Origin of the sequence: Lysinibacillus sp. 1 U-2021 (assembly GCF_029916965.1) — a bacterium.
In the GTDB taxonomy this organism is placed as follows: domain Bacteria; phylum Bacillota; class Bacilli; order Bacillales_A; family Planococcaceae; genus Lysinibacillus; species Lysinibacillus capsici.
Window position 1 is genome coordinate 4,831,044 of the sequence record NZ_CP123966.1, and the last position, 23,642, is coordinate 4,854,685.

Genomic DNA, 23,642 nt, shown 5'->3' on the forward strand with positions numbered 1-23,642 from the left:
AAAGTAATACTATTTGCTTCATATTCTTCAATAATAATTATTATATTCTGAAAAAGGTGATTATGCATGGAATTCTCTAAAAAACTACAGCAACTACCCACTCAATTTTTTGCAGCACTCGTTCAAAAAGTAAACTTGGCCCTAGAAGAAGGGCGTGATGTCATTAACCTTGGGCAAGGAAATCCCGATCAGCCAACGCCTACTCACATCATTCAAGCATTACAGGAAGCGGCTGAAAATCCTCAAAACCACAAATATTCACCATTTAGAGGTCTCGCTGAATTACGCCAAGCGGCGGCCGACTTTTATCAACGTGAATATCAGGTAGAACTAGATCCTGATACAGAGGTAGCGATTCTTGGTGGAACAAAAATTGGTCTAGTAGAGCTACCTTTAGCTGTGTTAAACCCTGGTGACACGATGCTCTTACCAGACCCTGGCTATCCAGATTACCTATCAGGTGTCGTACTAGGAGACGTCAATTTTGAAGTAATGCCCCTTTTTGCTGAAAATGATTTCTTACCTGATTATCATGCATTACCTGATGAAGTGAAAGAAAAGGCAAAGCTTCTTTACTTAAATTACCCAAACAACCCTACAGGTGGTACAGCATCACTTGCGTTTTTTGAAGAGACCGTTCGCTTTGCGAAGGAACACAATATTATCGTATCACATGATTTTGCTTATGGGGCAATAGGATTTGACGGTAATAAACCAGTTAGCTTCCTTCAAGCAAATGGTGCAAAAGAAGTAGGAGTTGAAATGTATACATTATCGAAAACCTATAATATGGCTGGCTGGCGTATAGGCTTCGCTGTAGGGAATGCCGAGATTATTGCTGCTATTAATCTTATTCAGGATCATCTGTTTTGTAGTCAGTTCCCTGCCATTCAACAAGCTGCAGCAGTAGCACTGACAGCTTCCCAGCAATGTGCGGATGAACTACGAGCTACTTATGAGCGTCGCCGAAATGTACTCATTGAAGAAGCTAGAAGAATTGGCTGGCATGTTACGGCTCCAAAAGGCTCCTTCTTCGCATGGCTCCCTGTACCACTAGGCTATACAAGTGAACAGTTTGCTGATCTATTGCTCGAAAAAGCTGATATCGCTGTAGCAGCAGGTAATGGCTTCGGTCAATATGGTGAAGGCTATGTGCGCGTAGGGTTGCTAGTTAGTGAGGAGCGCTTACGTGAAGCAATCCATAGAATCGAGCAATTACAATTGTTTAATAGATAATGTGCCTTATCCTGTAGCTATCTCTAGCTACAGGATTATTACTATTTTTCAATTTTCCTTGGTTGCCCTAAACCATCTTCTAATGGATAAAATTGAACATGACCTGTTTCATCATCCCATTTTCGAATATGTTGAATACCTTGTACCTCTGCCAACACGATGTCAGCAGTTATAACAGGATTTCCCCCTTTTATTAAATGCCCACCCGATACTACACCACATTGATCACTCATAGAACCATGGAAATGTGTCTCATATCCACCATCTCGCTTACACACCACACCTGAACCTTGAATAAATTCTAGTGGTCCCTCTTTTTCAATCACATTACTAAAACGAACATGAATTTGAGCTGTTGCATCTGGCACTAAATAAACAAAGCTACTTTTTTGAAAGCTGCCAATACAGCTTACAATTGTTGCTGACTCTATATTATTCTCTTCGCAAAGCGCTTCAATCCCTTCAATGATATCTGTTCCCGTTAGAAAACGAGCACTAATAACCTTACCAAATGAACCTATACCATAATTAACTCTTACAGACATTGTTATCCCTCTTTTGTGTCGAAATATTATAATTATATAAAAAATTTAAAAATTATTTATTGACTTACTATACCCTATAAATTATATTAGTTCTATCGGAATTACAAAAAAATATTATAAATCTCTTATCAAGAGTAGCTGAGGGACTGGCCCTATGAAGCTCGGCAACCTCCTTTTTAAAGGAAGGTGCTAAATCCTGCAAACGATCTTCGTTTGATAGATAAGAGAGGACATCTTTTCATGAGCCTCTCTTAATTTGTAAGAGAGTTTTTTTATTTTCAAAAAACCGATAAAAACAATCTTGGAGGTATTTTCATGAAAAAGAAAAATAAATTTTTAGTAGGTTTAGCAAGTTTAACATTAGTAGCAGCTTTAGCAGGCTGTGGCTCTAAAGAAGATAGTAAAAGCCAAGCTGAAGGAATTGATGAAAAGAAAATCGTTGTAGGCGTCACTTCTGGTCCACACGAACAAATTGCAGAAGTAGCTGCTAAAGTAGCAAAAGAAAACGGGCTAGAAGTAGAGCTAAAATCATTTTCTGACTATGTTTTACCTAATACATCCTTAGCTGAAGGTGATCTTGATGCGAACAGCTATCAACACGAGCCTTTCCTGGATACATTTAATAAAGATCATGATACAGAGTTAGTACCAGTGGGCAAAACGATTTTAAATCCAATGGGTATCTACTCAGAAAAATATAAATCCTTTGATGACATTCCTGACGGAGCAACGTTTGGCTTACCAAATGATCCAACGAATGGAGCCCGTGCCCTCTTTGTTTTACAGGAAGCTGGCTATATTAAGTTAAAAGAGGGCGCAGACTTAACAGCCTCGATCCGTGATGTAGAAGAAAACAAAAAGAATTTAAAATTCATTGAATTAGAGGCCGCTCAAATTCCTAAACAACTTAGTGAAGTAGATGTAGCAGCTATTAATACAAACTTTGCATTAGAAGCTGGCATTAACCCTAAAGATGACTCTATTTTATTGGAATCTACTGATTCTCCATACGTAAACTATATTGTCGTGCGTGCTGAAAATGAAAATGATCCAACAATTAAAAAGTTCGTTGAGGCCTACCAATCTGATGAAGTACGTCAATTCATCGAAGAGGAATTCAAAGGTTCAGTAATCCCTAGTTGGTAATACATTCAGGAAGCTTCTATAAGCCGAAGAATCTGCCGAAATTCCTCTATAGGAAAACGAGCAGATTCTTGCTTTTTAGAAGGTAGAGAAAGGAGCATACAATCGCATGATTCAATTACAAAATATCTCAAAAGAATTCAAGTCGAAAAAAGGCATCATAAAAGCTGTGGATGGCATCAATCTTCACGTAAAAAAGGGACAAATTCATGGTGTAATCGGCTATAGTGGTGCTGGTAAAAGTACACTCATTCGTTGCGTTAATCTACTAGAACGTCCTACAGCAGGAAAAGTAGTGATAGACAATGTAGACATTACGACCCTTTCTCTTCACGAATTACGTCAAACACGCCAAAAAATCGGGATGATCTTCCAGCACTTTAATCTATTAAAAACAGCAACAGTTTACAATAATATTGCAGTTCCCTTAAAGCTACTAGGCTATAAAGAGGCGGAAGTAAAAAGCCGAGTAGCTAAGTATGCTGAAATTGTCGGTTTAACAGATAAACTAGACAGTTACCCCAATCAACTTTCAGGTGGTCAAAAACAGCGTGTGGCTATTGCGCGTGCCTTAGCACAGGAACCAGAAATTTTACTTAGTGACGAAGCAACAAGTGCACTTGATCCTGAAACAACGGAAGCCATTCTTGAATTGTTGTTAAAGATTAACCGTGAATTAGGAATTACAATTCTGCTCATTACACATGAAATGAATGTCATTCAAAAAATTTGTGATGAGGTTTCTGTTCTAGAATCTGGGAAAGTTGTAGAATTCGGCACAGCGATTGAACTTTTTGCAAAACCAAAGCACCCTACAACGCGAAAGTTTTTGAATACAATTTCACAACGTAATTTATCCCCTTCTCTTATTGAGCAATTAAATGTTTCAGGAAGTGTAATCCGTTTAACATTCCTTGGTGAAAGTACTGGTAAGCCATTATTAGCAGAAGTCACTAAGGTATACGATGTGCAACCAAATATTTTAACAGCTAATATTATTGAATTAAAAAACGGTATTGTCGGCAATATTGTGGTGCATTTACATGGCGAGACGCAGATTGTCCAAAAAGCGTTAACGTATTTTTCAGAAAATGGCGTGGCAGTGGAAGAATTAGGAGGTGCGTTCAATGAGTAGTATCCAAAGTTTCTTTACAGATTGGTCAGATGTTATTGGCAAAGCAATTATCGAAACATTTCAAATGGTCGGAATTTCATTATTGTTCTCCATTCTGATTGGCATTCCATTAGGGCTATTAATCGTTTTAACACGACCAGGACAATCCTTTGAAAATAAATTTTTCTATCAGTTTTTTAATCTATTTATCAATATTGTTCGCTCTGTTCCATTTATCATTTTATTATTCTTCATCTTACCTTTTACTAAGTTAATTGTAGGTACAACAATTGGTGTTAAAGGTGTAATCGTTCCGCTAGTTGTTTACACAGCTCCTTATATTGCACGACTGATGGAATCTGCGCTTTTAGAAGTGGATTCAGGAGTGGTAGAAGCCTACACAGCCATGGGTATTAAACGTCGCCATATCATTTGGCATGTCCTATTACGTGAAGCTCGACCATCTATTATTTTAGGCTTAACAATTGCCACAATAGGATTAATTGGTGCAACAGCAATGGCAGGAATGGTTGGTGCTGGTGGTTTAGGTGACCTTGCCTATCGTTATGGTCATTTACGCTATGAGGTTGATGTGATGTATGCAACTGTCTTTATCTTAATCATCCTTGTACAGAGCATTCAATCCATTGGTAACCGCTTCGCCGCGAAGTTGAAAAAAGATTAAGAGGAGAATGAAGATGACAAAGGAAATTTATGTAGAGAAAAATGGCTATATTGCAACGTTAGTATTAAACCGCCCAGATAAACGAAATTCTTTATCAGGGGCAATGTTTCAAGCCATAGTAGACCAACTAGAGCTACTCCGTGTAGATTCTTCCATCAAACTTTTAATTGTTCGCGGTGTCAATGAAGTAGCCTTTTCATCTGGGGCAGATATTAGCGAATTTTTAGATGTTCGTTATGCTACAGACAATGCCAAAGCCTATAATGAATTGGCTCTAAAGGCGATCGATGCTCTCTATAAATTTCCGCACCCGACAATTGCTATGATTCAGGGCTTAGCAATTGGTGGTGGCTTAGAGTTAGCAAACGCTTGTGATTTTAGAATAGCAACACCTAAGAGTAAGCTAGGCATCACCGCTGCAAACATAGGTATTGTCTATAATTTAGAAAGCACGAAACGTCTCATCAATATTGTTGGTGTCGCTAAGGCAAAGGAAATTTTGTACACAGCTACTATTTTTACAGCTAAAGAAGGAAAAAATATTGGTTTAATCACGGCCCTCCACGAACCAGAGGATATTAATGAGGCGACATTGCAATTCGCTGAACATTTATTAAGTAAATCATCCATTGCAAACGCAGGCATCAAAAAAATTATCCAAGCAATTGTTGATGGTGAAAATGAAGAAAACGATGAGCTGGCACAGTTAGTTTTGGATTCATTTAGTTCAGACGATTATAACGAAGGTATACAAGCCTTTTTAAATAAAAGAAAGCCTATTTTCAATAAATAAGTGAGGTAGTAATGATGACAAACATAACTGATGGCGATCTACTCTTAAAAAATATCACTGCACAAGCCCCCTTTCCCATTTGCTTTGCAGATTTAGAAAAGGCCGTAGCGAAAAAAATCGAAGCTGGCCCTTTTGGCTACATCCGTTCAGGTGCTGGCGGTGAACAAACACTGCGCAATAATCGTGCAGCTTTTGAGAAGTATTCCATTGTTCCCCGATTTTTAAATGATGTGTCAAACGTTGATACATCGGTTCATTTGTTTGGTAAAACATATCCAACTCCTTTGCTTTTTGCTCCTGTAGGCATGAATGGAATGGTTCACGATGAAGGTGAGCTTGCCGTTGCACGTGCTGCCCAGTTTTTAAATATCCCTTATATACAAAGCACTGTTTCCACTTTTGCTCTTGAAGAAGTTGCTCAGGCTGCCCCTTCCGCAACAAAATGGTTTCAATTATATTGGTCTACTAATGAAGAAATTGCTTTTAGTATGGCTGCACGTGCGGAGAAAGCTGGATTTGAAGCGATCGTTTTAACTGTCGATACCGTAATGCTTGGCTGGCGTGAAGAAGATGTACGCAATCAATTTTCACCATTGAAGCTAGGCTATGCAAGAGGTAATTATATGAATGATCCTGTTTTTACAGCCGCTTTACCTGATGATTCATTCGAGTCCTATGTACAAGGTGTCTTGCAAAATGTCTTCCACCCAACGCTTAATTGGGAGCATGTTCGAGCGTTAAAAAAACGTACTAACCTTCCTATTTTATTGAAGGGAATTCTACATCCTGAAGATGCAAAGCTTGCTATCGACAATGGTATTGATGGCATTATTGTATCAAACCATGGTGGCCGTCAATTAGATGGCGTAATTGGTTCACTTGATGCCCTTCCTGCTATTGCGAAAGTTGTGAATGGACAAATTCCTATTATATTAGATAGTGGTGTGTATCGTGGTATGGATGCCTTAAAAGCACTTGCTTTAGGAGCAGATGCCATTGCAATTGGACGTCCTTTCGTCTATGGGTTAGCCCTTGAAGGACAACAAGGCGTCGAAAAGGTGATGACCAATCTTTATGATGAATTAAAGGTTTCCATCGCATTAGCAGGTTCCACCTCTGTCAAAGGATTACGTAATATCACATTAGTCAAACAGGATGGGACTGAGGTTAAATGAAACAAGCATTACAAGGATTAAAGGTTATCGATTTATCACAAGTCTTAGCAGGTCCTTATTGCACCATGGTATTAGCAGATATGGGTGCAGAAGTTATCAAAATTGAAAAATACCCAAATGGAGACGATACCCGTACAATGGGTCCATTCGTTAATGAAGAAAGTCATATGTATATGATGGTTAATCGTAATAAAAAGGGTGTCTGCATCAATTTAAAAACGACTGAGGGACTGGCTTTATTTAAAGAATTGATCCAATCTGTTGATGTACTTGTGGAAAATTATCGACCAGGTGTCACGAAAAAGCTTGGTATTGATTATGATACATTAAAAGCCATCAATCCTGGCCTAATTTACTGCTCTATTTCCGGTTATGGTCAAACAGGTCCTTATAGTCAAAAGGGTGGCTATGATATTATGGCCCAGGGTCTGAGTGGCTTAATGCATATGACAGGTGAAGCAGATGGACGACCTGTAAAAGTTGGCTTTGCGGTGAATGATATTGCTGCTGCACAAACAGCCTTACAATCGATTTTAATGGCCTATATTTATAAGCTTCGTAGTGGTGAAGGTCAATATATTGATGTGTCCTTAGTGGAGTCAGGTCTTGCGTGGACTGTTTGGGAGGCCGCTGCTTACTTCGGAAGGGGTGAGTTACCTGATCGAACAGGAACCGCCCATCGTGTGTCTGCGCCCTATCAAGGTTTCAAAACACAGGATGACTATATTCTAGTAGGTGCTGGCAATCAAAAGCTATGGGAGATTTTTGCGGTAAAGGTTGTCAATCGACCTGATTGGTTAGACAATCCTCTCTTTACTACCAACTATTCACGTGCCCAACATGTGAGGGAGCTAGAAGCAGAAATTGAAAGCGAGCTAATCAAGCATAAGGCTATCTACTGGCTCGAACTGTTGGATAAGCACGGTGTACCATCTAGTCCAATCTATTCTTATGACCAAACATTAAATGACCCCCATATACTAGAGCGTGGCATGGTACTGTCCTATGAACACCCTACTGCCGGACCAATGAGAACATTGGGATTCCCAGCAAAGTTTTCACAAACACCTGGACAACTAACAAGTGCAGCACCTACATTAGGACAACATAATGAAGAAGTTTTACAGGCATTAAATATTTCTGATCAAGCTATTCAACAGCTCAAGGCAGGCAAAATAATTGGGGCAAAATAAAGAGATTACCTATTTTTAGATCGCTATCCATTAGATTTAGGCTTCTATCGGTCACTTTTTTGATTCTATCCTTCACTTTTTTCTTTCTATCATGCAAAAAAGGCTTCCCCATCCATGAGGAAGCCTTTTTCTTATTGAATAACGCCTAATTCACGACCAACCTTCTCATAAATCGCAATTGCATCATCAAGCATTTCTTTTGTATGTGCTGCTGTTGGCATATTTCGAACGCGTCCTGTACCTTTTGGAACTGTTGGGAAGACAATTGATTTTGCATAAACGCCTTCTTCAAATAAACGTTTTGAAAATTCCTGTGTTAATTTTTCATCCCCAATGATGCATGGTGTAATTGGTGTCTCAGACGCACCAATATTAAAGCCAAGCTTCTCAAGCCCCGCTTTTAAATAATTACCATTATCCCACAGTTTATCGTGTAGCTCTGTTGAATCAATCAGCATTTGCACGGCTGCTGTAATAGCGGCTACATCACCTGGTGGTAATGCTGTTGAGAATAGAAATGGGCGTGAGCGAACTTTTAGCCAATCAATTAAATTTTTCTTACCTGCTACATAGCCACCTACTACACCAATGGCTTTTGATAATGTACCAATTTGGAAATCAATTTCTTTTTCTAATCCAAAATGCTTCACAGTTCCTTTTCCTTTACCTGTTACACCCGAACCATGTGCATCATCCACATACGTGATTAAATCAAACTCTTTAGCTATTTCCACAATTTCAGGTAATTTAGCAATATCACCATCCATTGAGAAGACACCATCTGTGATAACCATGATTTTATTGTATAAACCTGATTCCTTTGCCGCTTTTGCCTTTGCACGTAAATCCCCCATATCAGAGTGATTAAACGCGATGATTTTTGCCTTCGATAAGCGACATCCATCAATAATAGATGCATGGTTTAATTGATCTGATAGAATGGCATCATTTTTATCCATTACAGCTGAAATAGCTGCCATATTACAATTAAATCCAGATTGATAAGAAATAGCCGCTTCTGTTCCTTTAAATTCAGCAAGCTTTTCTTCTAATTTTACGTGCAAGTCAAGTGTCCCGTTGATTGTACGAACAGCACCTGCTCCAACACCGTATTTATCAATTGTCTCTTTGGCAATACGCTTTAATTCTTCATTTGTTGCTAAACCAAGATAGTTGTTAGAGGATAAGTTAACAAGATTTTTGCCACGGACCTGAATAATTGGGCCATTTGCTCCCTCTACTGGATCGATTTCATTGTATAAGCCTTGTTCATGTAGGGCTTGTAGGTTTTCATCTAAAAATGCATTCAATACTTTTGACAAGCGTATCATCCTTTCCTAGGAAAACTGTTCTCGCTCCTAGTTTAGCACATGCAAGCCATTAGCTACATTACTTTGTTAATCTTTCGAATAGTGGCGCTGTTTTTTCGCGCCATAAAGAAGCCGATAGACAATTATCTAATAAACGACGAACGGTATATTCAGCTTCTGCATATCGTTTGGAATGGCCCATCGCATCCTGTATAGCTTCTTTGTATTGTGCTCGCACTGCCTCGATCGCCGTTTCTGCTTCCTCTGACAGCGCACAATGTTGACCAATATCAAATATCTTATCCCCTAACCTACCATCCTCTGGATCAAAGATATGAGGCTCTGTGCTATCAAAAATACAGAAATTAAGCTCTGGGATAATGACCATATCTACAGATCCCGCATCTAAGCCACACCAAACAATTTGTGCATCAAGCCCTCTTGCATTTGCTTCATCGGCTAAGCTTTTCATTAGTGAAGATTTGCCTGTACCTGGCTTACCTTTAATCATGAAGCGAGTCGTGATACTTTTGGTGATACTATCCACTGTATTTTCCGCACCTCTAGGAGTTAGCGTTCCCAGTAAACGATGTGTCCGCATACCTGTTTTATTCAGAATAATAGATTGGAACACTTCCGACTTTAAATTTTCCACCTGTTCATTTAATGCCTGCCAGTTCATACAGCTTTGTGTGACAACCTCCCAGTCATCATGTAGCTTGATTGCTCGATCCAGTTTCGCTATGCATTTTTCACGCCATGTTGCACGCTCTTGCATCGCCTCTGCAAGCTGTTCTCCAACCTTTTTAAGCTGTATGTCTTCTAAGCATTCATAGAAAGACATGACACGATGCTTTGTACCGAGTAAAGTTGGCTCGATATTCCACTCAGATGCCCATACAAAAAGTCTGTTACAGCCTTTTATATAAACGGCCTCAACAACCTCCTCTAATAAAGCATGCTTAAACCACTCGACAGCAAAGCCCTGTTTCACATAGAAGTATCCTAGTTCTTTTAACAGTTCTGAACCTTTAAATGTGGCAGGCCCTTGCAAAAAATAAACGAGAGACGCCTCTTCCATCATTTCTTTATATAAATGCTTCACACCTTGGCCAGTCAATGCGTGTCCAAAATAATACGTTACATTTCCGTTCAAATGTCGTTCCTCCTTTAGCTTATGCCATGCATTATATGAAAGAACCCTAAAAAAAATGAGAAGCTACTTCTATCCTTTACAGATCTAAGTAGCTTCATGGTTTAATAGAATGGCTTCATGCCCTCCATATTTCCAATACATTTCATCAATATTTTACGACAATACGGTAATGAATATTGCACAATATAGCCTGAAGTTAAGGCAATCAATACCGTCCCTACTCCAACTGGTCCTCCTAGAAGCCAGCCAATAATGGTTACAAGTACTTCAATTCCCATTCTTGCTGTTTTAATAGATCCACCAAACTTTTCGACAAGTATCATCATTAAGGTATCCCTCGGTCCTGCGCCCATATTCGGTGCGATATACATTCCACAGCCAAAGCTCAAAACAAATAAGCCAATAATAAAATATGTAATTTGTAAGCCAAATACATCCGTTGAGGGCAACATCCAGTTAAATACATCAATGAACGAGCCAATTAACAGCATATTGAGCCAAGTACCTATCTTTGGCCATTGACGCAAAACAATGGATGTTGAAGCAACTATAAAGAGTCCTGTTACAATAGACCATGTGCCAATACTTAACCCAAAATTTTGAAATAGACCTACATGTAAAACATCCCATGGGCTTGTGCCAACAATTTTCCCCTTTATCGACATCGTGATGCCAAGTGACATCACCACTAAGCCACCAATAAAAAAGGTCCAACGCCACCCCATTATTCTACGCATTCCTTATCCTTCTCTCTATGAATAATATTGCTATTACTGTATCATACTTTCAACCAAAATTAAGCTATAGTGCTTGAACTAAACCGTTTATCTTACCGCGTAAAAAAACTACCCATTCTCTCACTCATGGGTAGTTGTAATTGAGGCAAGTTGTGCCTTTGTTATATTCTTCAGATCTTCTAATTGTACATGAATTTGCATACCAATTTTCCCTGCACTAACGATTATACTACCTTGTTCTTGAGCAGATGCATCGATGACCGTTGGATATAACTTCTTCATCCCTACTGGTGAACATCCACCACGAACATAACCAGTATGGCTAAGTAGATCTTTTACCGCTAACATTTCAATTTTCTTTTCCCCAACTACCTTCGCGGCTGCTTTTAAGTCAAGCTCATCAGCTACTGGAATAACAAATACAAATAACTTTTGGGCACTTGCTTTTGCTACTAATGTTTTAAATACCCGAGCAACAGGCTGTCCTATCTTCTCAGCTACAGAAACACCATCTACTTGACCGTCCCCTGTTTCATATTCCATCACATCAAAATGAATTTTTTGTTGTTCTAATAAACGAATCGCATTCGTTTTCGCATGCTTTGCCTTTGCCATGTCAACAATCTCCTATCTACAGCATCAGGCTATCAAAGAGAACATAGAATCTTTGTCTGGACGATAGCCATTTTTCGCCATTTGAACGTGAGCCGCATATCTTTCTGATACCTGTTTAAATGCTCTTAACTTGAATGCAGTCTCATAGTTCTTACCGAAAATTGTATCTGCAAATGGGTCCAATTTCAATTCCTTCGAGTAACGTTCAGGAACCTTCACTTCAATGATGTCACGCACAAAAGATGGTTCACTTTCATTTGTGGCAACCTCATCAAAATTTGAATTATTTAACATATGCTGTATTTGAGCATCAATGCTTTGCGCCACACGTAAATCTTGAGTAGAAGGCTCTGCTGATGACAATGCTGCATTACGTACCTGCTCTAAAATGTGCATTGTGTTACCTAGTTCTGAATCGGATATATGCGAGAGATCAGCGTTATCATTCATTCCTACTTTATAGCTTTGCTCATGGGCCCTTACATTCTTTTCTGTTTGCTGTAAACCTTCCATTATGGCTTTCTGCTGAGGAGTTACTTCTTTTGACTCTTCTTGCTGCTGGTCATACAAATCTTGGTCAGTACGCCCTAATAATAAATTTTCAAGTTCAATCAATAATGGATTTTTCTTTGGCTGAAAATACATCGCATTTTTTCTATAGGCATCTCCTGCCTCTTTACGCTGAAGTATTTTTTTACGATTATGCTGGGATGAAATTCTTTCTTGTTCCATTAAATTTGATATTTTCATAGTTTTCACCTCACCCTTCTATCTTCATATGCGAATAAGTTAATAGATATGAACATTCTTTCTCACACTCTATCTATACCATTTAAATAGTTTCTGTACACTCATTATCGGAATTTTCACTATTAAATTCAAGCACTAATTACTACTAACCTCCTAAAGAGATACTAATCATTTCCGAAAATAGGTATAAAGAACCTTATCTATCTAATATTTTCATATTCATTTATTAGCTACATGCCCTTTTCAATAAATTTATTACTATATACACTAAATAAATGGTGTTAATCAACATAAAAAAACAGCCCCTTCATACTGGACTGCTTTTCTCATTTTTTGGGTCTAATCAATATACCTTTATAGGCTAAGTAACCAAGCCATGCACCAATCGTATTTAAAATTAAATCATCAATATCCGCAGAACCAACGGTAAAAATAAATTGTACGGTTTCGACAGCAAGACTAGAAATAAAGCCTAAACAAATAATAACCCACGCTTTTCGGAATTTCTTCGATAGTAATGGCAGTAAAAAGCCCATTGGAGTAAAAATTAATAAGTTGCCAAGTAAGTTAACGATTATAATTTCCCAATTAAAATATTGAGAGTAGTTTATATAACGGAGAATCGTTTCGAAGGGAATAAAATTAGTAGTTAATCGCCAGCTACTATAATCAAACAATCCTAAGTCACCTATAGAGTAATCTCCCTTAAATAAAATGACGACTACATCTACTAAGCGATCAATAACCAATTTATAAAAAGCCATAAATGAATAGATACTAAATAAAATCCAACCTGCAACCTTTAGCGGTAAATAATATGTATCAATGACATCCCGATATGGTAATGGGAGCTTGGCATTATTTTGAACATCCGCTATGTTGTTTTTAGACAAGCTTAACACCCACTTCCCTTTTATTCCTTCCCATATTTTAATATGCTCAACTATAGCTTGCAAGTAGCTGAAAAAATTATCATCCAAAAAGGCTGTCTCCTACCAGCAGAGACAGCCTTCTAATAAGTATGTTTAAACTGGATTTACCCCATGCTTACGTTGTGAGAATAATAAGTATTTTGACATATAAAGTTCTAAGCGATTTTCTAGTACCTTACGCAGCTCATTAGGCTCAATCACATCATCAATGATAAGCTCTGAAGCTAAGCGATACACATCAATTTCCTCTTGATATTCTTTACGTTTCTCAGCAATGAAGCTTGCTTGCTCTTCCTTTGGAAGTTCTGCAATTTTATTGGCATAGACGGCATTGACAGCAGCCTCTGGTCCCATTACGGCAATTTGTGCATTTGATAAAGCAATACAGCAGTCTGGTTCAAACGCAGGGCCAGCCATTGCATATAATCCTGCACCATACGCTTTACGCACAATGACCGTTAGCTTAGGAACAGTGGCCTCACTCATGGCAAAAATCATTTTAGCACCATGACGGATGATTCCTGCTTTTTCTACCTGAGTACCAATCATAAAGCCTGGAACGTCTGCTAGGAATAACAGTGGGATATTGAATGCATCACAAAGTGAAATAAATTTCGCCGCTTTATCAGCAGAATCATGGAATAGCACGCCTCCCTTAACGCGTGGTTGGTTAGCGATGATCCCAACGGATTGTCCATTAATTCGTGCAAGGCCTGTAATTAATTCTGGTGCAAATAATTTCTTCACCTCACAAAACGAATCTTCATCAATAATACGATCAATTAGCTTATACATATCAAATGGTACATTTTGATTTTGAGGAATTAATTCTTCAATAGATTTATCAAATGAAGCTGGTGGTTTAGGAGCCTCTACCTTGCTACGCTCTGCATAATTATTCGGGAAGTATCCTAAATATTTGCGCGCATAAGTAATAGCCTCCTGTTCGGATTTAACAAGCACATCTCCACAACCCGAAACGGAACAGTGCATTTTTGCGCCACCCATTGTTTCTAAATCTACTTTCTCACCGATAACCATTTCAGCCATACGAGGAGAACCTAAATACATAGAAGCATTCCCTTCTACCATCACCACGATATCGCAAAATGCAGGAATATAGGCACCACCCGCTGCGGAAGGACCAAATAATAAACAAATTTGCGGAACTTTTCCTGACAGTTTGACTTGATTGTAGAAAATGCGTCCTGCGCCTCGGCGTCCTGGGAACATTTCAAGCTGATCTGTAATACGCGCACCCGCTGAATCCACTAAATAAAGTAATGGACAATTCAACTTTTCAGCGGTTTCTTGAATGCGAATCATTTTTTCAACTGTACGTTTTCCCCAAGAACCAGCTTTAATCGTTGAATCGTTAGCTAGCACACAAACCGTACGACCATGGATTTTGCCAATACCAGTGATGACGCCATCTGCTGGTAAATCCCCTGCTAAACAGTTCGCATAGAGCCCATCCTCTGATTGAAGACCATCATCGAGTAATAGTTCAAGACGCTCACGTACAAATAGCTTGCCTTGCTGTGCATTTTTGTCATGATATTTTGGTAATCCACCTGCTAAAATTTTATCTTTCATTGTAGGTGGTGTATTTTCTGTCGAGATATTGCTCATGTTTATTTCCTCCCTTTGCCCAATCGATTACACCAAAGTTATTTCTTTGCGTTTTATTTCCCTGAATATTGTGGCGCCCGCTTCTCTTGGAAGGCAAGTAAGCCCTCTAACCGGTCTTCTGTTGGGATCAGTGCACTATATGCAAGTGATTCAATTTTTAACCCGGTAGCTAAATCTACCTCAACACCTTGATTGATCGCAACTTTGGCTTGCACTAAAGAGAGTGGTGCATTTTTTGCCATTTCCAGTGCAAGCTGTTGTGCCTTATCTAATACCTCATGTCCTTCATAAACATACTCAATAATGCCATAATTTTCAGCTTCTTCGGCATTCAGCCTACGTGCTGTATAAATTAATTCCTTTGCTTTACCAAGACCAATTAGACGTGGAAGCCGCTGTGTTCCCCCAGCTCCTGGAATAATTCCGAGCGATGTTTCTGTTAAGCCAAGCTTTACATGTGTAGCCGCAATTCGTAAATCACAAGCTAGTGCCAGCTCTAAGCCCCCACCAAAGGCTACACCATTTAGGACAGCAATGACAGGCTGTGCAAGCGTTTCAACTTTTGCCACAGTGGCACCAATCAGCTGCACGATCTGCTTCACTTGTCGATCAGACATTCCTTTACGTTCCTTTAAATCAGCACCTGCACAAAATGCCTTTTCGCCTGCACCTGTTAGAAGGACTACACGCACTGCTGGATCTCCATTGATTTGATCAAGTGTGTCAGACAGCTCATGCAGTAATTGAATCGACATAGCGTTAGCAGCTTCTGGTCTTGAAAGAGTAATAAGTCCAATACTACCCTCTAGTAATTCAAATCGAATGAGTTGTGTCATCCTTGATTTGCACTCCTTTCATTGCGGACAATAGCCATTTGCTTTGATGCAACCGCTTTGCCTAACTTCTCTTCAATAAAGAGTGCTGCCTCTAGCACCTTTTGTCGATCTACGCCTGTTTCAATGCCCATCTCATCGAATAAATACAATAAATCTTCTGTGGCTACATTACCTGAGGCACCCTTTGCATATGGGCAGCCCCCTAGCCCACCAAGCGCACTATCAAACTTGGTAATACCCATCTCTAAGGATTTCATAATATTGGCTAATGCTGTCCCACGTGTATCATGAAAATGCATGGCAAATTTTTCAGCAGGATACCTTTTTAGCAATTCCTCTAAAAGAAACTCAACCTGTGTCGGTACACCAACACCAATTGTGTCACCAAGCGATATTTCCGTCACACCCATCTCCAATAATTTTTCCGTTACTCGTAATACCTTGTCAGGGTGTATATATCCCTCATAAGGACAACCAATAACCGTTGAGATATAACCTCGAACCTGTTTCTTTACAGCCTGAGCTCCTACTACAACTTCCTCTAATATGGGAAATGTATCTTCTATGGTTTTATTAATATTACTTTGGTTATGGCTTTCACTAGCAGACATAAAAATACTTACTTCATCTACTTCAGCCTGCAATGCACGTTCTAAGCCCCGCATATTGGGTACAAGTGCCGCATAGGTAATATCCTTATGTCTTTTAATGGCTTGCAGAACCTCAACTGCATCTGCCAATTGAGGAATCCATTTGGGATGCACAAAAGATGTCACTTCAATATAATTTAATCCTGTTTGACCTAATAAATTTACTAATTGCACTTTATCAGCTGTTGAAATATGCGTTTTTTCATTTTGTAAGCCATCACGGGGACCAACTTCTTTGATTGCGACTTGCTTAGGTAGCTGCATAAACAAGCCTCCTCTTATTCAATTTCTAAAATATCATCATCAACGTTAATAAAGTCTCCCTCATTGGCAATGATTTTCGTCACTACGCCATCCTCTTCTGCTGCAATTGGAATTTCCATTTTCATCGATTCTAAAATGGCTACATCTTGACCTGCTGTCACTTTCTCGCCCTCTGTTACGACGATTTTCCATACTGTTCCTGCCATGCTTGCTTTTACTGTTGCCATAATCATTCACTCCTAATTTTTTAATCATGTATTCGTCCCTCTATGGAAGCACGAATACATGATAATTGTTATTTTGTTTCTGCTAATTGCGGTAAATAATATTGCTCTACAAATTTTGTTGTCGTATAGCCTTTTAAAAATTGTTCATGTGTGACGGTTTTTAACAGCATCGGGATATTCGTTTGAATCCCCTCCACTTTATACGTCTTTAGCGCTTGTGCTAATCTTTCACAGGCAATTTCTCTTGTTTCCCCCCACACCACCAATTTACTAATCATTGGATCATAGAATGGTGTTACCACTGAACCAGACTCTACACCACACTCATGTCGAATCCCTTCACCTGTCGGTAATTCAAGAGTCGTAATGGTACCTGGAGACGGGAAAAACGTCGAAGGATTTTCAGCGTATATGCGCACTTCAATCGCGTGCCCTTCTTTAGTCATACTTTCTCTAGTGAACGTAAGAGGTTGTTTTGCAGCAATTTTTAATTGCTCCTCTACTAAATCAAGCTTCGTAATTTCCTCCGTAACGGGATGCTCTACCTGTAGTCTTGTATTCATTTCTAAAAAATAAAAGTTTTGATCTTCATCAACCAAGTATTCGATTGTTCCAGCATTGACATAACCAATATGCTTCGCCGCCTTAACTGACGCTTCTAGCATTTTTTCTCTTGTCTCTTGTGAGATAAACGGTGATGGTGCTTCTTCTACTACTTTTTGATTTCTTCGTTGAATAGAGCATTCTCGTTCAAATAATGGAACGACATTACCTTGATGATCAGCAATAATTTGCACCTCGACATGGTGAGGGTTAGCAATGAATCGCTCCATATACATCGTGCCATCACCAAAGAATGATTGTGCACGCTTTTGATTTCCCTCAAAAGCTTTAGCTAGTTCCTCGGCATTTTCAACTAGTTGCATACCGATACCGCCACCACCTGCTGATGCCTTTAACATAATCGGATAGCCTAAACGTTCCGCTATGTCAGTGGCTTCTTCTACATCCTTCACAGGCGCTTCTACACCCTCTACAATCGGTACACCAGCAGCTTTCATTGTTTTACGTGCCTCTAATTTACTGCCCATTGAAGCAATCACATCAGCACTTGGCCCGATAAACACTAAACCTGCGTCTGTACAACGTTTTGCAAAATTTGCATTCTCTGATAGTAAACCATAGCCAGGATGAACAGCCTCTGCACCACTTTCTAGTGCAATTTCAAGAATGCGGTCGATATTTAAATAGCTCTGTGCAACCGGTGGCTTCCCAACACAGAAAGCCTCATCTGCATCTTTCACATGTAAGCTTTTAGCATCTGCCTCTGAATAGATTGCAACCGTATGAATATTTAGGCGCTTGCATGTTCTGATCACTCGTCTAGCAATCTCCCCACGATTTGCAATTAATACCTTATTGAACATAGTCACTGCCCCTCCTTACTTTACGGTCATAACGAAATCTTCTCGTAATTTATATTTTTGAACTTTTCCAGATGCAGTCATTGGATAGTTATCAATAAAGAAAATATGTCGCGGAATTTTATGTCTAGAAATTTTATCCCGACAATAATCTCGGATTTCAACCGCTGTAGCCTGCTCCCCTTCTTTTAAAACAATCCAAGCTGCCGCCTCCTCGCCATAAACAGGGTCAGGGACACCTGCAACCTGAACATCTGAAATTTTCGGATGTGTATAAAGGAACTCCTCAATTTCACGAGGATATAGGTTTTCGCCACCACGGATAATCATATCCTTTAAACGACCTGTTACACGGACATAACCTGCTTCATCCATTGTTGCTAAATCACCTGTGTGCAACCAACCATCCTCGTCAATCGCAAGATCTGTTTCCTCCTGGTTTTTATAATAGCCCTTCATCACATGATAGCCCCTCGTACATAGCTCTCCCTGTTCATTTGTCGGAGCTTCCTCGGTAGTTCCAGGAACAACAATCTTTACTTCTAGGTTAGGTAAAGCGCGGCCAACTGTCTCCACCTTTAACACTAGCGGGTCATCCGTTCTTGTCTGTGTAATAACAGGTGATGATTCTGTTTGACCGTAGCATATTGTTATATCTTTCATGCCCATCTTCTCAATGACCGCTTTCATAACTTCAATTGGACAGTTTGATCCTGCCATGACTCCTGTACGTAAAGTTGAAAGATCGAAAGATGCAAAATTCGATAAATTCAGTTCACTAATGAACATCGTTGGCACGCCATGTAATGCAGTGCATTTCTCTTGTTGAACGGTTCTTAGTACCTCTTCAGGTGAGAACTCCTGTACTGGTACCATGGTTCCACCACTCGTTGTAATGGCTAATGTTCCTATGACACAACCAAAGCAATGGAAGAATGGGACTGGGATACATAGACGATCCTCTGCCGTTAAACGCATACATTCAGCAATATTGACAGCATTATTGACCAAGTTAAAGTGCGTTAGCATTACTCCCTTAGGAAAGCCTGTTGTACCAGAAGTATATTGAATATTAATGACATCATCATAATGGAGAGATTGCTCTCTTCGATCTAGCTGTTCTTCTGTTACTTGCTCGGCAGCAGTTAAAACGTCTGACCAATTAAGTACGCCGGGGTATTTGGTTTCACCGATTAAAATAACATTTTTTAATAAAGGTAGTCGCTTTGATTGCAAATTACCTGGTTCACAATGTTCAAGCTCTGGACATAACTCTTGCAGTGTATTAATAAAAGAATGGTCTCGATAATTTTCAATTAAAAAAATCGTTTTAGCATCAGATTGCTTCAATAAGTACTCCAACTCACTTGCACGGTAATTCGTATTTACCGTTACAATTGGAGCACCCATCTTCCCTGTACCAAATTGAAGCTGTACCCACTCTGGAACATTTGTCGTCCATACTGCGATATGGTCTCCCTTTTCAATTCCAAGAGCCATTAAACCTCTTGCTACGTATCGAGCTTGACGATTTAGCTGCTCATAAGTCATGCGTAAATTTCTGTCAGCATAGACCAATGCTTCATTCTGCGGGTACTTTTTTGATTGTTCATCTAGCAATTGACCAATTGTTTGATACACAAGTTCTGCCATGAAGATCCCCCTCATTTATGCTATTTAATTTAACTGATGATGATTAACAGCCAATTAGACGAGAAATAACAAGACGTTGAATTTCAGATGTTCCTTCACCGATTTCCATTAATTTAATATCACGTAAATGACGTTCTACATCGTATTCTTTCATATATCCAGAACCACCATGAATTTGGATTGCCTGATTACATGTACGGAAGCCCATTTCAGAAGCAAATAGTTTAGCCATCGCAGCTTCTTTGCCAAATGGTTTCTTTTGATCTTTTAACCATGCTGCTTTATGTACTAACGTACGAGCAAGCTCTATTTCCATTGCCATATCAGCTAACTTAAATTGGATCGCCTGTAGCTTCGAAATAGGTGCACCAAATTGCTCACGTTCCTTCGCGAATTTTAGTGCCTTTTCATAAGCAGCCTGGGCAATTCCAACAGAAAGAGCAGCGATGGAAATACGACCACCATCCAATGTATTTAAAAACTGGCTAAAGCCACGTTTTTCATCCCCTAATAGATTCCTTCTTGGGACACGGACATTTTCTAACACAATTTCACATGTATTGGAGCCACGTACACCCATTTTGTCATAATTACAGTTGATTGTTACGCCTGGTGTGTTTGTTGGCACAATAATAGAAGAAATAATCTTTTTACCATCTTCACGTTTACCTGTTACCGCCGTTACAATAATTTGTCGAGCATATCCTGCATTGGTGATCCAGCATTTCTCTCCGTTAATAATGTAGTCATCACCATCGATAACAGCTGTAGTACGTGTGCCCCCTGCATCTGAACCTGCATTTGGCTCTGTTAAACCGAATGATCCTAATGTCTCACCCTTAGCTAATGGAACTAGCCACTCTTGCTTTTGTTCCTCTGTGCCGAAGTTGTAAATTGGAGAGGCTCCTAAGCTAACAGCAGCTGCATAGCTTAACCCTGTGCCCCCACATGCTCGACCAATCTCCTCTACAGCTAAAGCGTAGGACACCGTATCACCACCTGATCCACCATATTCCTCAGGAAACGGGATACCCAATAAGCCTAGTTCTGCCATCTTCTTAAAGCTCTCTATTCTCATTGTTGATGTCTCATCAACCTCACGAGCATACGGTTTAATCTCCTTCTCAGCAAAATCACGCACCATGTCTCGAATCATCTCTTGCTCTTTTGTTAATTCAAAATTCATCCCTAATCCCCCTAATGTCGAATTTGCCATAGTAATGTAGCTTAAGAACAATTACTTACAGTTAATACCGACTAGTCGGTTTGTAAAAACAAATAATAAAACCAGTGTTTCCTACTGGCTACCCCTTTATTATAAATTGCTTCGCTTCTTCCATGGCTTGTTCTGTCACAATTGCCCGTAATACCATATCGGTAAAAACATCTGTGATTTGCTCCATCGTTAATGGTCCTGATTGCTTAAACCATTTGTATGTCCAGTTAATCATCCCGACAATTGCCATTGTCACAATTGTACAAGGTAATTCGGTACGAAAAACCTTTGCTTCCTGACCCTCTGCTATCACTCTTTGTAAAATATCACGATAGTGATCTCGCTTTTTATGGATGATGTCACTATATTCATCTGAGAGTGAACGACTTTCTTCATAAAAAATCGTAATATGTGCTTGATACATATCAAATACTTGTGTCAGTGTTTGCAGCATGGCACACAAACGTGTGATGGGTGTATCGAATTTGTCATATGCAGCTTGCGATTGTTGAATGACATATGAAATAAAGACATCATGAATTTCATACAACAGTTCATCTTTTGATTTAAAATTATGATAAAATCCACCCTTTGATGCCCCAATGTATTCCACAATACGATCCACTGTTACATTGTGATAACCATCTTGTTGAAACAATTCAACTGAAGCGTCTACAATTCTTTGTTTTAACGTTTTCTTTACCATAGGCCCTATCATCCTTCATCTAGCTCTATACTTCATCACTCCTTATAATCAGGAAAAATCATTCAAACCCATAAAGTATTCTATTTTTTCCTAATTATAAAAATACTATGACAACATAAATATAGCATTCTCAAAATTTGGTGTCTAGCAACAAAATAGATTTTTCGCAAAATTACGAGCAAAAATTTTACATAGAACAGAAATTAAAAAGCTAAAATCACATATACACCATATGAAGCTTCTTTGCTTTTCATGACAAATTTTCTTCCCTTTCTTTTCTTTGTTTACTAAATGCATTTTACATTGCAGTAAAACTGCGAACCCACTCAACCTATGCTATATTTAAAACCATGGAACTATGAAAGGGTGTTAACAATGGCAAAGAGCGTAGTAATTGCTGAAAAACCTTCTGTAGCACGTGATATCGCACGTGTACTGAAGTGTAATAAAAAAGGAAATGGTTTCCTTGAGGGAGATAAATATTTTGTTACTTGGGCGCTTGGACATCTTGTAACTCTGGCTGACCCTGAAAGCTATGATGTGAAATATAAAACATGGAATCTAGAAGATCTACCCATGCTACCAGAACGTTTAAAATTAACGGTTATAAAGCAAACTGGAAAGCAATTTAATGCAGTCAAAAGTCAGCTTTCACGTAATGATGTTAATGAAATTATCATTGCTACAGATCCAGGTGTATCTCTATAAAAATAAAATGTACATAAATCCTAAAATGCATTTTTGGTTTATATTTAGGCATTATCCTTTGTTTTATAAATGCACATAATTTCATAATTACTTTTGTACATTATTCTATAGATTTTTGTTCTGCTGGAAAAAAACGGAGTGATAAATTATGGGGAAACGAAGACGTAAAAAAAAGATGAAAAAGTACAAAAAAAGTTTACAACCTTCCAAAAACAGTAAACATACGTCAGAAATAGTACATCCTAAAAATTACATATTTGTACAAGGTGTTGGAGCTACGGTAATGTGTATTGCTTTTATAGCATTAGGATTCTTAATTTCTTTGAGTCTAAAAGCAAATTTAGGCATATCATTACAATATCTCGACAATCAACCTACTGCGTATACATATATACTTTTTTCCCTTATTACAATTTTTTTGATTATTTTTCTGATTAAGAAAATATTTAAAAAGAGTTTAACTGATGATTTCAAATGGAATTTTTCAATATTTATACTAGGGGCATTAGGCTCTTGGAATGCATTATTGTACATTCTAAGTAAAGGATATAATATCAATATCCCGTATATGAATATTGATGGAACAACAGCTTTTATGGGAGTCTATTTTTTTGGATTTTACACTTTAATATATAATGCATATTTGGTTGATGTTTGGGAAAAAATATCAAGTAAACCTAAATTAGTATTTTATTTAATTTTAATGGAAATACCGAACTTTTTATCTTGGTGGTCATTAATATTATCTTCGCCTATTAATTTCATATCTAATGATACATCTATAGATGATTTAAAAGAATTTAATAATATTTATACACTTAATATAGGTTTAGCTTTCAGTCTATTTATTGTTACATGTTTAGTGACCATTAGAATTATAAAATATGTCCATAGAAATAAAAAATAGCCTTTACATCCATCTATCTAAAAAAGCAGCTTCTA

Annotated in this window: 23 protein-coding genes, 1 pseudogene and 1 riboswitch; of the genes and pseudogenes, 9 read left to right on the top strand and 15 right to left on the bottom strand. The window is 38.6% G+C overall.

Going from position 1 to position 23,642, the window contains the following annotated elements; all coding sequences use genetic code 11:
- Positions 1–66: 66 nt before the first annotated feature.
- Complete coding sequence (locus QH639_RS25570; protein ID WP_131520736.1) at positions 67–1,236, top strand: pyridoxal phosphate-dependent aminotransferase; 1,170 nt, start codon at positions 67–69, stop codon at positions 1,234–1,236.
- 41 nt (positions 1,237–1,277) lie between these two features.
- Here the strand turns inward: QH639_RS25570 and QH639_RS25575 are convergent, their stop codons facing one another.
- A complete protein-coding gene (locus tag QH639_RS25575; RefSeq protein WP_131520735.1) occupies positions 1,278–1,781 on the bottom strand; it encodes a PPC domain-containing DNA-binding protein in 504 nt (167 codons plus the stop codon).
- Between the two features lie 122 nt (positions 1,782–1,903).
- A riboswitch (SAM riboswitch) is annotated at positions 1,904–2,008 on the top strand.
- Positions 2,009–2,096: 88 nt separating this feature from the next.
- Between QH639_RS25575 and QH639_RS25580 the strand changes: the two genes are divergently transcribed.
- From QH639_RS25580 to QH639_RS25605, 6 genes are all read left to right on the top strand, one after another.
- Positions 2,097–2,927, top strand: coding sequence for a MetQ/NlpA family ABC transporter substrate-binding protein (locus QH639_RS25580; RefSeq protein WP_131520734.1), 831 nt, complete (start codon positions 2,097–2,099; stop codon positions 2,925–2,927).
- 106 nt (positions 2,928–3,033) lie between these two features.
- The gene (locus QH639_RS25585) at positions 3,034–4,059 is read left to right on the top strand and encodes a methionine ABC transporter ATP-binding protein (protein ID WP_131520733.1); all 1,026 of its coding nucleotides are present in this window, start codon (positions 3,034–3,036) and stop codon (positions 4,057–4,059) included.
- Entirely contained in the window at positions 4,052–4,723 is a 672-nt protein-coding gene (locus QH639_RS25590; protein ID WP_004225517.1) for a methionine ABC transporter permease, read from the top strand. The genes QH639_RS25585 and QH639_RS25590 overlap by 8 nt, the downstream gene beginning before the upstream one ends.
- A gap of 13 nt (positions 4,724–4,736) precedes the next feature.
- A complete protein-coding gene (locus QH639_RS25595) occupies positions 4,737–5,516 on the top strand; it encodes an enoyl-CoA hydratase/isomerase family protein (protein ID WP_281115447.1) in 780 nt (259 codons plus the stop codon).
- A 14-nt stretch (positions 5,517–5,530) separates the two neighbouring features.
- Positions 5,531–6,691: an alpha-hydroxy acid oxidase gene (locus tag QH639_RS25600; protein WP_131520731.1), complete on the top strand. Its 1,161-nt coding sequence runs from the start codon at positions 5,531–5,533 to the stop codon at positions 6,689–6,691.
- Entirely contained in the window at positions 6,688–7,884 is a 1,197-nt protein-coding gene (locus QH639_RS25605) for a CaiB/BaiF CoA transferase family protein (protein ID WP_131520730.1), read from the top strand. Before QH639_RS25600 ends, QH639_RS25605 begins: the two co-directional genes overlap by 4 nt.
- 131 nt (positions 7,885–8,015) lie before the next feature.
- On the opposite strand, the gene QH639_RS25610 is transcribed toward QH639_RS25605, so the two are convergent.
- The 14 genes from QH639_RS25610 to QH639_RS25675 form a co-directional block, all read right to left on the bottom strand.
- Positions 8,016–9,215, bottom strand: a complete 1,200-nt coding sequence (locus QH639_RS25610) for a glycine C-acetyltransferase (protein ID WP_193767354.1) — start codon at positions 9,213–9,215, stop codon at positions 8,016–8,018.
- A gap of 58 nt (positions 9,216–9,273) precedes the next feature.
- Positions 9,274–10,350 carry a nucleotide kinase gene (locus QH639_RS25615; protein WP_131520728.1) on the bottom strand — a complete coding sequence of 359 codons (1,077 nt, stop codon included), beginning with the start codon at positions 10,348–10,350 and terminating at the stop codon, positions 9,274–9,276.
- A gap of 101 nt (positions 10,351–10,451) precedes the next feature.
- Entirely contained in the window at positions 10,452–11,087 is a 636-nt protein-coding gene (locus tag QH639_RS25620) for a YczE/YyaS/YitT family protein (RefSeq protein ID WP_131520727.1), read from the bottom strand.
- Between the two features lie 120 nt (positions 11,088–11,207).
- Positions 11,208–11,702 (bottom strand): Cys-tRNA(Pro) deacylase, encoded by a 495-nt coding sequence (gene ybaK / locus QH639_RS25625; protein ID WP_131520726.1) that lies wholly within the window; start codon positions 11,700–11,702, stop codon positions 11,208–11,210.
- 24 nt (positions 11,703–11,726) lie between these two features.
- Positions 11,727–12,452: a hypothetical protein gene (locus tag QH639_RS25630; RefSeq protein WP_237899204.1), complete on the bottom strand. Its 726-nt coding sequence runs from the start codon at positions 12,450–12,452 to the stop codon at positions 11,727–11,729.
- Between the two features lie 326 nt (positions 12,453–12,778).
- The gene (locus QH639_RS25635) at positions 12,779–13,432 is read right to left on the bottom strand and encodes a VanZ family protein (RefSeq protein WP_131520724.1); all 654 of its coding nucleotides are present in this window, start codon (positions 13,430–13,432) and stop codon (positions 12,779–12,781) included.
- Positions 13,433–13,477: 45 nt separating this feature from the next.
- Positions 13,478–15,016 carry an acyl-CoA carboxylase subunit beta gene (locus QH639_RS25640; RefSeq protein WP_004225528.1) on the bottom strand — a complete coding sequence of 513 codons (1,539 nt, stop codon included), beginning with the start codon at positions 15,014–15,016 and terminating at the stop codon, positions 13,478–13,480.
- Between the two features lie 53 nt (positions 15,017–15,069).
- Entirely contained in the window at positions 15,070–15,852 is a 783-nt protein-coding gene (locus QH639_RS25645) for an enoyl-CoA hydratase (RefSeq protein ID WP_259419752.1), read from the bottom strand.
- The gene (locus tag QH639_RS25650) at positions 15,849–16,766 is read right to left on the bottom strand and encodes a hydroxymethylglutaryl-CoA lyase (RefSeq protein WP_131520721.1); all 918 of its coding nucleotides are present in this window, start codon (positions 16,764–16,766) and stop codon (positions 15,849–15,851) included. The genes QH639_RS25645 and QH639_RS25650 overlap by 4 nt, the downstream gene beginning before the upstream one ends.
- 14 nt (positions 16,767–16,780) lie before the next feature.
- The gene (locus tag QH639_RS25655; protein WP_004225532.1) at positions 16,781–16,993 is read right to left on the bottom strand and encodes an acetyl-CoA carboxylase biotin carboxyl carrier protein subunit; all 213 of its coding nucleotides are present in this window, start codon (positions 16,991–16,993) and stop codon (positions 16,781–16,783) included.
- Positions 16,994–17,061: 68 nt separating this feature from the next.
- Positions 17,062–18,420: an acetyl-CoA carboxylase biotin carboxylase subunit gene (locus QH639_RS25660; protein ID WP_131520720.1), complete on the bottom strand. Its 1,359-nt coding sequence runs from the start codon at positions 18,418–18,420 to the stop codon at positions 17,062–17,064.
- Between the two features lie 15 nt (positions 18,421–18,435).
- The gene (locus QH639_RS25665) at positions 18,436–20,070 is read right to left on the bottom strand and encodes an AMP-binding protein (protein WP_131520719.1); all 1,635 of its coding nucleotides are present in this window, start codon (positions 20,068–20,070) and stop codon (positions 18,436–18,438) included.
- 43 nt (positions 20,071–20,113) lie between these two features.
- Complete coding sequence (locus QH639_RS25670) at positions 20,114–21,256, bottom strand: acyl-CoA dehydrogenase (protein WP_281115448.1); 1,143 nt, start codon at positions 21,254–21,256, stop codon at positions 20,114–20,116.
- A gap of 118 nt (positions 21,257–21,374) precedes the next feature.
- Positions 21,375–21,992, bottom strand: coding sequence for a TetR/AcrR family transcriptional regulator (locus QH639_RS25675; protein WP_131520718.1), 618 nt, complete (start codon positions 21,990–21,992; stop codon positions 21,375–21,377).
- A 375-nt stretch (positions 21,993–22,367) separates the two neighbouring features.
- Here QH639_RS25675 and QH639_RS25680 point away from each other — a divergent pair.
- A pseudogene (locus QH639_RS25680) lies at positions 22,368–22,688 on the top strand (toprim domain-containing protein); the annotation flags it as partial.
- 160 nt (positions 22,689–22,848) lie between these two features.
- Entirely contained in the window at positions 22,849–23,607 is a 759-nt protein-coding gene (locus QH639_RS25685) for a hypothetical protein (RefSeq protein ID WP_281115449.1), read from the top strand.
- The last annotated feature ends 35 nt before the right edge of the window (positions 23,608–23,642 follow it).